At 63.3% G+C, this 12930-nt stretch carries 11 protein-coding genes; 7 read left to right on the top strand and 4 right to left on the bottom strand.

Annotation, left to right across the window (positions count from 1 at the left end):
* Genes AC1DB0_RS08550 through AC1DB0_RS08540 form a run of 3 tightly spaced genes read left to right on the top strand, consistent with a single transcriptional unit; the run spans nt 1 to nt 3899 of the window.
* A complete protein-coding gene (locus AC1DB0_RS08550; protein WP_476757352.1) occupies nt 1-927 on the top strand; it encodes an ABC transporter permease in 927 nt (308 codons plus the stop codon).
* A 7-nt stretch (nt 928-934) separates the two neighbouring features.
* Entirely contained in the window at nt 935-2665 is a 1731-nt protein-coding gene (locus tag AC1DB0_RS08545; protein ID WP_476758642.1) for an ABC transporter ATP-binding protein, read from the top strand.
* A gap of 25 nt (nt 2666-2690) precedes the next feature.
* On the top strand, nt 2691-3899 hold the full coding sequence (locus AC1DB0_RS08540; RefSeq protein WP_342066334.1) for a metal-dependent hydrolase family protein: 1209 nt from the start codon (nt 2691-2693) through the stop codon (nt 3897-3899).
* Between the two features lie 87 nt (nt 3900-3986).
* Here the strand turns inward: AC1DB0_RS08540 and AC1DB0_RS08535 are convergent, their stop codons facing one another.
* A complete protein-coding gene (locus AC1DB0_RS08535; RefSeq protein ID WP_175170693.1) occupies nt 3987-5459 on the bottom strand; it encodes a YdgA family protein in 1473 nt (490 codons plus the stop codon).
* A gap of 303 nt (nt 5460-5762) precedes the next feature.
* On the opposite strand from AC1DB0_RS08535, the gene AC1DB0_RS08530 reads away from it, so the two are divergent.
* The 4 genes from AC1DB0_RS08530 (at nt 5763) to AC1DB0_RS08515 (ending at nt 10422) form a co-directional block, all read left to right on the top strand.
* Entirely contained in the window at nt 5763-7307 is a 1545-nt protein-coding gene (locus tag AC1DB0_RS08530; protein WP_342066335.1) for a DEAD/DEAH box helicase, read from the top strand.
* A gap of 56 nt (nt 7308-7363) precedes the next feature.
* Nucleotides 7364-7993 (top strand): LysE family translocator, encoded by a 630-nt coding sequence (locus tag AC1DB0_RS08525; protein ID WP_476758641.1) that lies wholly within the window; start codon nt 7364-7366, stop codon nt 7991-7993.
* 110 nt (nt 7994-8103) lie between these two features.
* The gene (locus tag AC1DB0_RS08520) at nt 8104-9711 is read left to right on the top strand and encodes a peptide chain release factor 3 (RefSeq protein WP_054421010.1); all 1608 of its coding nucleotides are present in this window, start codon (nt 8104-8106) and stop codon (nt 9709-9711) included.
* A gap of 24 nt (nt 9712-9735) precedes the next feature.
* Entirely contained in the window at nt 9736-10422 is a 687-nt protein-coding gene (locus AC1DB0_RS08515; RefSeq protein ID WP_175170501.1) for a hypothetical protein, read from the top strand.
* Between the two features lie 84 nt (nt 10423-10506).
* Here AC1DB0_RS08515 and bfr read toward each other — a convergent pair whose 3' ends face one another.
* From bfr to AC1DB0_RS08500, 3 genes are all read right to left on the bottom strand, one after another.
* Nucleotides 10507-10983: a bacterioferritin gene (bfr, locus tag AC1DB0_RS08510; protein ID WP_006216785.1), complete on the bottom strand. Its 477-nt coding sequence runs from the start codon at nt 10981-10983 to the stop codon at nt 10507-10509.
* A gap of 387 nt (nt 10984-11370) precedes the next feature.
* Nucleotides 11371-12282: a DMT family transporter gene (locus AC1DB0_RS08505; RefSeq protein WP_054421008.1), complete on the bottom strand. Its 912-nt coding sequence runs from the start codon at nt 12280-12282 to the stop codon at nt 11371-11373.
* Between the two features lie 253 nt (nt 12283-12535).
* Complete coding sequence (locus AC1DB0_RS08500) at nt 12536-12817, bottom strand: (2Fe-2S)-binding protein (RefSeq protein WP_050448875.1); 282 nt, start codon at nt 12815-12817, stop codon at nt 12536-12538.
* Between the last annotated feature and the right edge of the window lie 113 nt (nt 12818-12930).

Here is a 12930-nt window from a genome sequence, read left to right as displayed (position 1 = left end):
ATGATTGCTCGCATCGCTCCAATGTTCGCCCGCGCCGCCGACAGCGACCTGTGGCACAGCTTCAAGCGTTCGCCCGGCGCCATCATCGCCGCCATCTTCACGCTGATCATTTTGTTGGGTGCGCTGTTCGCGCCCGTCGTCGCGCCGCACAACCCGTTTGACCTGGCGTCGCTCAGCATCATGGACGCCAACACGCCGCCGGCCTGGGAAGAGGGCGGCAGCCCTGACTTCCTGCTGGGCACCGACGACCAGGGCCGCGACATCCTGTCGGCCGTGATGTATGGCTCGCGCGTGTCGCTGCTGGTGGGGTTTGCGTCGGTGCTGTTCTCGATGGTGCTGGGCGTCACGCTCGGCCTCATCAGCGGCTACGCCGGCGGCCGTATTGACAGCTTCATCATGCGTATTGCAGACGTGCAGCTGTCGTTTCCGGCCATCCTGGTGGCGCTCTTGATCGACGGCGTAGCGCGCGGGCTATTGCCGCGCGACATGCACGACCAGCTAGCGCTGTATGTGCTGATCTTCGCCATCGGCATCTCGGGCTGGGTGCAGTACGCGCGCACCGTGCGCGGCTCCACGCTGGTCGAGCGCAACAAGGAATACGTGCAGGCGGCGCGTCTGATCGGCATCGGCCCCTTCACCATTTTGCGCCGCCACATCCTGCCCAACGTCATGGGCCCGGTGCTGGTCATCGCCACCATTCACCTGGCGATCGCCATCATCACCGAAGCCACGCTGTCGTTCCTGGGCGTTGGTGTGCCGCCTACGGCGCCGTCGCTGGGCACGCTGATCCGCATTGGCAACAGCTATCTGTTCTCGGGCATGTGGTGGATTTCGATCTTCCCCGGCATTGCGCTGGTGGCGCTGGTGCTATCGGTCAACCTGCTGGGCGACTGGCTGCGCGACGCGCTCAACCCCAAGCTGCGCTGAGGACGTCATGGCCCTGTTGAACATTGAAGATATCCGCATCGAATTCCCCAGCCGCCGCGGCACGCTGGTGGCGGTGGATGGCGTATCGCTGTCCCTGGAAAAGGGCGAGATCCTGGGCGTGGTGGGCGAGTCCGGGGCGGGCAAGTCCACCATCGGCAACGCGGTGATCGGCCTGCTGGAAGCGCCCGGGCGTTTGGCCGGCGGTTCCGTGCTGCTGAACGGCGAACGCATCGACACGCTCACCCCTGCGCAGAAACGCAAGGTGCGCGGTCGCCGCATCGGCATGATCTTTCAAGACCCGCTGACCTCGCTCGACCCGCTTCAAACGGTGGAAAGCCAGCTGGTGGAAACCATGCAGGTGCACCTGAACCTGTCGCACGCCGAAGCGAAGAAACGCGCGGTGCAGCTGCTGGTGCAAGTGGRCATCGATCAGCCGGAACTGCGCGTCAAGCAATATCCGCATCAGTTCTCGGGCGGCATGCGGCAACGCGTAGTGATTGCGCTGGCGCTGTGCTGCGAGCCCGAAGTCATCATTGCAGATGAACCCACCACCGCGTTGGATGTGTCCATCCAGGCGCAGATTCTTGAGCTCTTGAAGAAGCTGTGCCGCGAAGAGCAGGTGGGCATGATCATCATCACGCACGACATGGGCGTGATTGCTGACGTGACCGATCGCGTGGCAGTGCTGTATCACGGCAAGCTTGTCGAGCAAGGCCCCACCGCCAAGATTCTGGGCGACCCCGATCATCCCTACACGCGCAGCCTGATTTCGGCCGTGCCGCGCCCCGACATCAAGCTCAAGCGCTTTCCGCTGGTGACTTACATCGAAGACGTGAAGACGCCGTCGCAGCCGTTGGACCTGGCCACGCATTGGCTGGGCCAGCGACGCGACTTCGGCGTGCAGACGGGCGGCCCGCTGGTGCAGGTGCGCGACCTGTCCATGCGCTTCGTGTTGAAGAGCGCGCTGTTCAAGCGCAATCAGCGCACGCTGGATGCCGTCAAGCGCGTGAACTTTTCCATTGGCGAAGGCGAAGTCTTCGGACTGGTGGGCGAATCCGGCTCGGGCAAATCCACAGTGGCGCGGCTGATCTCCGGCTTGTACACGCCATCCGAAGGCTCAGTCACGTTTGGCGGCACTGACCTCACGGCGCTCAAGGGCGAGAAGCAGCTGAACCCCTTCCGCCGGCAGATCCAGATGATCTTCCAGGATCCGTTCTCGTCGTTGAACCCGCGCATGCGCGTGCTGGACATCATTGCCGAACCCATCCGCTTCCATAAGCTGGCGGCCAACGAAGCTGAAACGCGCCGCATCGTCGCCAACCTGCTTGACGTGGTGGGCCTGGGCGACCGCGCCGCCGAACGCTTCCCGCACGAGTTCTCGGGCGGCCAGCGTCAGCGCATCTGTATTGCCCGCGCGCTCGCCACGCGTCCGCGATTCCTGATTTGCGATGAACCCACATCGGCGCTGGACGTTTCCATTCAGGCCCAGATTCTGAATCTGCTTAAAGACCTGCAAGAAGAGCTGGGCCTGACGATGCTGTTCATCAGCCACGACTTGCCCGTGATTCGCCAGATGTGCGACCGCGTGGGCGTCATGCGCTACGGCGAATTGCTGGAAGTGGCCGAAACGGAAAGCCTGTTCGATCACCCGCAACACCCCTACAGCCAACACCTGCTTGGGCTGATGCCCCGCCTGCAAACCATGTCCCGCAAGGGGCTGGATGTAGTGGAAGGCTGACGCCCGAGCGCAACCGGAGCGAGACATGACGGCGACACGACAGACCCTCTTCATCGGCGGCCAGGTATTTGATGGCGAGGGCAAGGTATTGCGCGATCACGGCGTGCTGGTCGAAGACAAGCGGGTGGCGCGCGTGGCGCCCGCCAGCGCATTCGAAGGCTATGCCGGTTTGCAGATCAACACCACCGGCATGACGCTGATGCCCAGCCTGGCGGACTGCCACGTGCATCTGGTCTACACGGGCGGCGCCGATCCCAATGCGCAATTAAGCAAGCAGGGTCCGGCGCAGATCACGCTGACCGCGCTGGAGAACGCACAAGCCAGCTTGCGCGGCGGCGTCACAGCCTTGCGCGACTGCGGCGGAAAGGACTATCTGGAATTCGGCGTGCGCGACGCGATTGCGCGCGGCGTGTTTCCCGGCCCCACCATCAAGGCGTCCGGCCGCATCATCTGCATGACGGGCGGGCACGGCAACCGCATCGGCCGCATCGCCGACGGCTGTGAAGACGTCATCAAGGCCGTGCGCGAACAAGTCCACGCCGGCTGCGATCTCGTGAAGATCATGGCCACGGGCGGCGTCATGACGCCGGGCGTGAGCCCGATGGATGCGCACTACAGCTTCGACGAAATGAAGGCGGGCGTGCATGAAGCCAAACGCTTTCGCAAAAGCACGGCCAGCCACGCACAAGGCACGCAGGGCATTCTGAACGCGGTGCGTGCGGGCATTGATTCCATCGAACACGGCATCTTCATGGACGACGATTGCCTGCGCGAAATGCTGGAGGCCGAAACCTATCTGGTGCCCACCATCGCGGCGGTGCGCAACATCATCGCCAACGCCGACAACGGCATCCCCGCCTACGCGGTGGAAAAGGCGCGCGCCGTCGAACAGCGCCATCGTGAGTCGTTCCAGATGTACTACAAGGCTGGCGGCCGCATCGCGATGGGCACGGACGCGGGCACGCCCTTCAACCTGCATGGCGAAAACGCCATGGAGCTGGCCTACATGGTGGAGTTCGGCATGACGCCCATCGATGCGCTGATTGCCGGCACATCACGCGGCCACGACCTGATGGGCTTGACGGAACACGGCGTCATCGCCGATGGCAAGGTCGCTGATCTGCTGCTGGTGCAGGGCGACCCCACGGAAGACATTCTGAAGGCGGCCGACAAACGCTTTCATGTGGCGGTGCTGCGCAATGGTGAATTGGCGGCGGGGGCTTTGCCCTTCTGAACCGCGCCGGGTTCAACCATGGAAAAAGCCGCCGCGCCCATCGGCGCGGCGGCTTTTTAATTGGCGTTGCAGGGGACTGCCCGCGCCTTAGCGCGCGCCACCCATCGCGCCGCTCATGACCATCATCAGGAACTGCTCAACCGGCATCTTCTTGCCGTTGAAGTCCACTTGGCCATCCGCGTAGTTCAGGTACGTCACGATGTTGTTGTTCTCGACCTTGGCCATGCCCATTGCGGTGGCCATGGTGCCGACCATTTCGGCCTGGCCCTTGGCGGTTTGCACGGCTTGTTCGGCCGGCACGCCGCGCATTTGCGGTTCGATGGCCATCAGGTCGCCCAGGTTGCCCTTGGACAGCACCAGCTTGGCGTCCAGCTTGCGCACGGCTTGCGTCAGCGTGTCAGACAGGTCACCTTCCATGGAAGCCGGCTTGGCCAGGTCCAGGTTCAGGTTGAACGTCGACGTGCCGTTGGCGGTGCGCACTTCCAGCGGCGCCACGGCCAGCGTCGGGTTGCCAGCCAGCAGCAGCTCAACGTTGGTCTTCAGCACCTGTTGCTCTTCCGGCGTGAACTCGGGCGTTTGCTGGTCGCCCTTGCTTTGCATCATGCGGCGCGAGGCGGCTTCATAGACGTCGTTCAGCGCCTTGAACGCCTTGGCGTCCAGCTTCTGCAGGTCGAGCGCCAGCTTCATGCCCGCCACGTCCTTGGCCTGCACGTTGATCATGCCGAAGTCCAGCGCCATCTTGGCGCCGATTGCCGAGCCGTTCTCCGTCACGTCGACGGCGATCGACGTGTCCTTGAACTGAACCGGCGGCTTTTCCTTCGAGGTGATCGTCCAGTCCTTGAACGTCAGCTTCTGGCTGCCCACGTACAGGTCGTTGGCCGACGGCGTCATGTCGCTGGTCAGCGTGATGCCTTGCAGGGCCATGCTGACGATGTCGCTGTTTTCGCTTTGGCCGGCCAGCACCAGCTTGTCAGTCTTCAGATCGAAGACGCCGTGCTTGGTGCCGGTGGCGTATTCCACGTTGCCGGTCATGCCCGAGAACGTCAGGCTGGTGTCGCCCTTGGTGACTTCGGCGGGAGCGACGTTGAACTTGCCGCTGATGTTCTTGCCGTAGCTGACGCTGTAGTGGCCGGTCACGGGCGTTGCGCCCTTGGACGCCGCGAACCATTCCTTGACGGTCGGGGTCTCTTCCAGCGCGAAGTCGCTGGCGACCATGGCGGGCATGAAGGCGCCGGACTTCAGGTTCGACAGGGGCAGGGGGCCGTGCGACAAGTGCTCGACGAACACCAGATCGCGGTCTTCGGCGGGCTTGCCTTCGGCGGCGGGCGTCGTGAACTTCACGCGGTAACGCGCGGTCGACGAAAACACGCCACGTTCGAACGACACCAGCTCAACGGCCGATGCGATGCCCCACTGGTCGCTGAGCTTCTTCAGTTCAACGTTGGCGTTGTCGATCGACTGCTTGACGAAGTCCTCGGCCTTTTGGCCCGTGAACCAGGCAGTACCCGTCCATACCGCGCCCAGAACGACGACAACGCCCACTAGTGCCGATTTCTTCATAGCGATCCTTTATTCTTCAAATGGATATAAGCGCACGGATTATAGGGAGTGCAGCCTAGGGAAAACACTTATTTCGTTCAGAGGCACTGCAATTTGTTACTTGGTGATACTGCGGTGCGTAATCCATTCGGTGCTGCAGCGCCACATCAGCTACAATCCCGCCGTGTGCTTTGCCAATCTGCACACGTCCGCTAGGCCCTTCGCTGCCAAGCTTCGCCCATCAGGGCGCTTCCCTTTTCTCCTTATTCGTCCGCCTGGATTGGAGTCTCTCAACTTGAGCGACGGGCTGCCGCTGGAGTTGTTTTGACTACCTCTTCCCCTTTTGCCGACCTCGGGCTGGCTGATTCCCTGTTGCGCGCCATTGCCGAAACCGGCTACACCGCGCCCACCCCCATTCAAGCCCAAGCCATTCCTCAAGTGCTGAAAGGCGGCGACCTGCTGGCCGCCGCACAAACCGGCACTGGCAAAACCGCCGGCTTCACGCTGCCCATTCTGCATCTGCTGTCGCAGCAGAAGCCGGAAGGCCGCAAGCCCGGCCGCCCCCGTTGCCTGATCCTGACCCCGACGCGTGAATTGACCGCGCAGGTGGCGGAATCGGTGCAAACCTACGGCAAGTACACCTCGCTGACGTCCATGGTGATGTTCGGCGGCGTCAACATCAACCCCCAGATCTCCGCGCTGCGCAAGCCGCTGGACATCCTGGTGGCCACCCCCGGCCGTCTGCTGGACCACTGCGGCCAGAAGACGGTTGACCTGTCGGGCGTGGAAATCCTGGTGCTGGACGAAGCCGACCGCATGCTGGACATGGGCTTCATCCGCGACATCCGCAAGATTCTCGCGCTGCTGCCCAAGCAACGCCAGAACCTGCTGTTCTCGGCCACGTTCTCGGACGAAATCCGCACGCTGGCGCGCGGCGTCCTGAACAACCCGGGCGAAGTCTCGGTCACCCCGCGCAACACTGCCACGGAACTCGTCACGCAGACGGTTCACCTGGTCGAACAGCACCACAAGCGCGACCTGATCAGCCACATCATCCGTGAAAGCGGCTGGCATCAGGTGCTGGTCTTCACGCGCACGAAGCACGGCGCGAACCGCCTGGCTGAAAAGCTGGTCAAGGACGGCCTGACCGCCGCCGCGATCCACGGCAACAAGAGCCAATCCGCCCGCACCCGTGCGCTGGCCGGCTTCAAGGACAGCACCGTGACGGTGCTGGTCGCGACCGACATCGCCGCCCGTGGCCTGGACATCGACCAGCTGCCGCAAGTGGTGAACTTCGAACTGCCCAACGTGCCGGAAGACTACGTGCACCGCATCGGCCGCACGGGCCGCGCAGGCGCCACCGGCGCCGCGGTCTCGCTGGTCGACAACAGCGAAATCAAGCTGTTGAAGGACATCGAACGCCTGATCAAGAAGACGATCGAGCGCAAGCCCGTGGAAGGCTGGACCCCGTCGCCCACCAGCGCCGCCGCCTTCGAACGCCAGGAACGCGATGAAGACGCGCGCAGCCCGCGCGGCGGCAATCGCAATGGCGGCGGCGGCCGTGGCGGTAACGCCGGCCGCGGCAATGGTGGCGGCGGTGCCGGCGCCGGCCGTTCGCGCCCCGCGCAAGGCCAACCCCGCGCCGCTGCTGGCGGCCGCGCCCCCGCGCCGGCCCGTGCTGGCGGCGAAGGCCGTGGCAATGGCGGCGCGCGTGATGGCAAGCCTGCTGACCGTCCGGCACACGCCGGCCGCGGCGAAAGCCGTCCGCAGCAAAGCCAGCGCCGTCCGGAGGGCTCTGGCCGTCCGGCTGGCAACGGCGGTTCGGGCCGCCCGTCCGGCGGTCCGCGCGCAGCCCTGCTCGGCAAGTAATTCCAAGCAGGTAATATCCCGGCACCCACATCCTGCGATCCAAGGACCCGCGCATCATGCCTTTATCCACCTGGTTGACGTTCTTCCTGGCCTCCTGGGCCATTTCGTTCTCACCTGGGGCGGGCGCGATTTCCGCGATGTCTTCCGGATTGAAGTACGGCTTTGCACGCGGCTACTGGAACACGGCCGGCCTGATCATGGGCATCCTGTTCCAGTTCGTCGTCGTGGCCGTAGGGTTAGGCGCGGTGCTGGCCACGTCCGAAATGGCCTTCAATGTGGTCAAGTACCTGGGCGTGGCTTACCTGATTTATCTTGGCGTGCGCCAGATCCGCACCGATGCCGCGCCCGTCGCGGTGGATGCGGGTGACCCCAAGCAGGCCTCGATCCGTGACCTCGTCATGCGCGGGTTCCTGATCAACACCATGAACCCCAAGGGCACGGTGTTCCTCTTGGCCGTGGTGCCGCAATTCGTGGACCCGGCGTTGGCGCTGACCCCTCAGTACGCCGCGCTGGCCGCCACGCTGGCTTTTACCGACCTCGTGGCCATGGGCGTGTACACGCTGCTGGCCGCGCGCGTGCTGCGCATGCTGCGAGACGCCAAGCACATCCGCTGGATGAACCGGACCTTCGGTTMGCTGTTCATCCTGGCGGGCGTTTTTCTGGCGTCATTCCGCCGTCATTCCTGACGCTGACCCCGTGGGGCACGCACCGGCAACGGTGCGTGCCCCATGCGTTTCATGCACGTCGCCGGACCGCACCGGCTGGAAGATGCGGCGTTAAGTAGAATCCCCCGATCATGAATATCCCTCAAGAAGTCGCGCGGCGCAGAACGTTCGCCATCATTTCCCACCCTGACGCGGGTAAGACCACGCTGACCGAAAAGCTGTTGCTGTTCGCAGGCGCGATTCAGATCGCCGGCAGCGTGAAAGCGCGCAAAGCGTCGCGCCACGCCTCGTCCGACTGGATGGAAATCGAAAAGCAACGCGGCATTTCCGTGGCGTCCTCGGTGATGCAGATGGAATACCGCGACTGCGTCATCAACCTGCTCGACACCCCGGGTCACCAGGACTTCTCTGAAGATACCTACCGGGTGCTGACGGCGGTGGACGCCGCGCTGATGGTGATCGACGCCGCCAACGGCGTGGAACCCCAGACGATCCGCCTGCTGCAGGTTTGCCGCGCGCGCAACACGCCCATCATCACGTTCATCAACAAGATGGACCGCGAAGTGCGCGAGCCGCTGGAACTGCTGTCTGAAATTGAAGGCCACCTGGGCATGGACGCCGTGCCGTTCTCGTGGCCGGTGGGCATGGGCAAAGCGTTTGGCGGCGTGTTCGACATCCGCCGCGACCGCATGCGCGTGTTCCGCCCCGGCCAGGAACGCCGTTCCGACAACGACGACGTCATCGAAGGCCTGAGCAACCCTGAAATCGCCCGCCGTTACGGCTCGGCATTCGACCAGGCCAGCGGTGAGATCGAACTCATCAACGAAGCCGCTCCCGCGTTTGACCGCGAGCAGTTCCTGGCCGGCAAGCAGACCCCGGTGTTCTTCGGTTCGGCCATCAACAACTTCGGTGTCCAGGAAGTGCTGGATGCGCTGGTCGACCACGCGCCGCCCCCGGGCCCGCGCATGGCGCTGCAACGCGAAGTGCTGCCCGAAGAGCCCAAGTTCACCGGTGTGGTGTTCAAGGTGCAAGCCAATATGGACCCCGCCCACCGCGACCGCGTCGCCTTCGTGCGCGTCAGCTCGGGCCGCTTTGAACGCGGCATGCGTTTGAAGGTGGCTCGCACCAACAAGGAAATGCGCCCGAACAACGTGGTGTCGTTCCTGTCGCAGCGGCGCGAGCTGCTGGACGAAGCCTATGCCGGCGACGTGATCGGTATTCCGAACCACGGCGTGCTGCAACTGGGCGACGTGCTGACCGAAGGCGAAACGCTGCAGTTCACCGGCCTGCCGTTCTTCGCGCCGGAACTGTTCCAGGCGGTGGAAGTAAAGGACCCGTTGCGCACCAAGCAACTGCGCACCGGCCTGACCCAATTGGGTGAAGAGGGCGCCATTCAGGTGTTCCGCCCCGAGGCGGCAGGCGGCTCCTTGCTGCTGGGCGCCATCGGCCAACTGCAGTTCGAAGTGGTCGCCCACCGGCTCAAGACGGAGTACGGCGCGGACGCCAGAATGCTGCCTTCCCGCTACACAATGGCACGTTGGATTACGTCTGAAAACCCGAAGGCGCTGCGCAAGTTCATGGATGCCAATGCGGCTCATATCGCCTATGATGTCGTCGATGCGGCGGCGTTTTTGATCAGTTCCCCTGCGCAGTTGCGCGTAGCCGAGGATCTGTATCCCGAAGTGAAATTCCATGCCATGCGCGAACACGGCGGCAAGGTTTTCGGGGACAAGGCGTAAACCCGTTCGGGTTCCGCACGGCAGATGAGGGTAGCAATGTCTTGGCGTTTATTATTCGCAACGCTCCTGATCGCGCTTGGCGCGTCGGCCTGGGGCGGAATTCAATTGGGTGACTGGCTGGTGGCGCATGCGCCGCCCGCCGCACCTGCTCCTGGTCAGGACGCGGCAGCTTCGCAGCAGCCCGTTCTGGACGCCAACGGACGTCCGTATGTGGCGCAGCCTCCGCAGCCGCGCATTGACGGCACGTTGGGTGTGCCGGACAAGCCGGCCGACCGGCAATGGCAGGTCAATACGGTGTCGTTGTTCGACACCGTCAGCGATCCGGCCGTCAAACTTTCCCGCGAACGCATCACCCCGGAACAGGCTCGAGAAATCGCAGCCGCCTCCGAAGTGCCGCTGCCGTCGGGTACGTCGGACGTGACCACGATGGATCTTCAAGTACCGGGCACCTCTACCGCCATTAATGGCGGCCAGGCGCAAGCGGGCGGCTACGGCACCCCGCAAATGGTGCAAGCGCCTCCGCCCCCGCCCAATACGTCGCCGGCACCGGGCGCGCCGGGCTGGCAAGACGCGCTCAAGCGCGAACTGGCCCAATGCGCGACCCAAGGCTTCTTCGAACGCCCGTCGTGCTCGTGGAACGCGCGCAATAAATACTGTGCGCCTAACCGCGCCTGGGGCACGATGGCCGAATGCCCGGCACGCCCGCAGTAAGCCCGATCCGCAGCTGATGCTGCAAAAAATAATGGCGCCCCGTGGGGCGCCATTATTTTTGCCTTGGCAGATAACGCGTGCGCGTTATTCCGGCACGGACATCTGGCTTTGCAGGTAGTTCTGAATACCGACCTTGTCGATCAGATCGATCTGCGTTTCCAGATAATCGATGTGCTCTTCGGTGTCGTCCAGGATGTCCTGGAACAGATCGCGCGAGACGTAATCACGCACCGATTCACAGTAGGCAATCGCTTCCACGACGGTGGCGTGCGCGGCTTGTTCCAGCTTCAAGTCACAGGCCAGCAGCTCGGGCACGTCTTCACCGATCAGCAGCTTGTGCAGGTCTTGCAGGTTGGGCAGGCCATCCAGCATGAAGATGCGGGCGATCAGGCGATCCGCGTGCTTCATTTCACCGATGGATTCTTCGTACTCGTGCTTGCCCAGCTTGTCGAAGCCCCAATGATTCAGCATGCGGGCATGCAGGAAATATTGGTTGATGGCCGTCAGTTCGTTGGTCAGTTGCTTGTTCAGAAACTGGATGACGGTTTTGTCGCCTTTCATAATGGACTCCTTGCAGTCAGGCGCGACGCGAGTGCATCGCGACAGAGGAGCGCACGATGCCGCGCGTACGCAACCCCGGCAGACTACCATCAGCCGGCGGGCCGCGCCTAGCCTTGCGCTGCATTTGGTAAACCGCTTTAGAACCGCTACAAGAAAGCGATACGCCAATGAGAATGAGTATGCGTGCGTGATGCCTTGCACAGACAAGGCAAGGGTTATGCGGCCTGTGCGGCATCGATGTGCGGGAATCGACCCCTATATTGCGCGCGCCATGTTCAATATCGCGCAGCCAACCGACGAATATCGACCTGAAGATGGCGTTATGTGCTGCGTTGCATATCGGCAACCCAAACGCGCCAAATCCTCACATTCTGTCTTGCGAGCCGATCAGGCCGCTTTGCGCGTGGTCAACCAGATGCCGAATGCAATCGGCACAATGCCCAGCAAATCCAGCCACGACACCGGTTCGCGCAGCACCAGCCAACCAAACAACAAGCCCAGCGGCGGCATCAGAAAGTGCAGCGCGCTGGCCGATGTGGCGCTGGCGCGAGTCAGGATCATGAACCACAGGTAGTAGCCGCCCATCGACACCGCCACGATCATGTAGGCCATGCTCCACGCGAGGCTCGCGGTCAGGCGCGCATCGCCCAGGCTTTCGTTCATCAGCGCGAAAGGCAGCAAGGCCACGGCCGCTGCCAACGATTGAATGCCGGTCGCCGTCCACAGGCCCGCCTGCGGCTTCAAGCGCTTGTAGAGCAGCGTACCGGCCACGAGCGCAATCAGGCCACCCGTGACGAGCAGCGTGCCATGCAGGTCCTCCTGCATGCCGCTCAAGCGCGACCGCAGCACCAGCGCCACGCCCGCCAGCCCCAGGCACAAGCCCAGCAGCTTGCGCCAGCTGAGTTGCTCTCCCAGCACTGGCCCCGCCAACACGCCGATCAACAAGGGGTTGGTGCTGATCAGCACGGCGGTGAAGGCGGAGGACACGGTGATCATCCCGGACCAGCTCAGGCCCAGGTACAGCGCGTTGTTCAGCACGCCCAACAGAATCAGCGCGACCAAGTCACGCGCGCTGGGCCGCTTGCCTTGGCGGCTGGCCACGGCGATGCCCAGCATCAAGGCGCCGGCGATCAGGAAACGGATGGTCAGAAGCGTCAGGGGCGGGCAGTCCCGCACCGCGATTTTGGCCGCGGCAAAGGCGGAACTCCACAAGAAGCAGAATGCGGCGATCGGCACCCAACTGATCCCCGGCGCGCCGTTGGCGGTCGAGGCGGTGGAAACGGCAGGCGTGGCCTTCATCGGAGATCCAGGTGGACAGGGCGCCACGCATGCCGCGTGGAGCAGGCATTCTGCGCGCCTGCCCAGGCGTGCGCAACCCATCAGCGAGCGGATCGCAATGGCCGGGAGGTTCTAAGAAAGCGGGGGGATCTTGCGGGAGGAAATGCGGAGCGACGGGGCGCGGGTGAAATGCGGAAAGAATGCGGAAAGAATGCGGGAAGAAAACAGCGCGGCCCGCTGCGTCAGGCAGCGAGCCGGAAATTGCGGGTCAAGCTCAGCCTGCGGCGACCAGCGGAATGGGGAAGCTGCTGTTGTTGGCAGCCGCACCCGACTCCACGAGCGTGGCAGGAGCATTGACCGGAACGGCAATGGAGCGGACGTCGCATACGCTGGAGCAGCGGCCGCCTGGCAGGTATTCGGCGGCGGTTGCCGCGCAGCAGCCGCAGCACGTGGCTACGCCCAGCTCGAATTGCAGGTCGGACAGGGTCGTCGCGCCTCCGTCCACGCTGGCGCGGACTTGGCGTTCGGTGATGGCATTACATACGCAAATGTACATGCGAATGATTATCGAAAATTATTCAGCGGATGACAAGTCCCCTGCGATAAAAAAATTTGCAACGGATTTGTCACGCAAGCCCTTGAAAGATTGGACGAATCTTAAAAAGATTC

The organism is Achromobacter sp. 10T422 (assembly GCF_056394065.1).
This window is presented reverse-complemented; position numbering and strand designations above follow the sequence as displayed.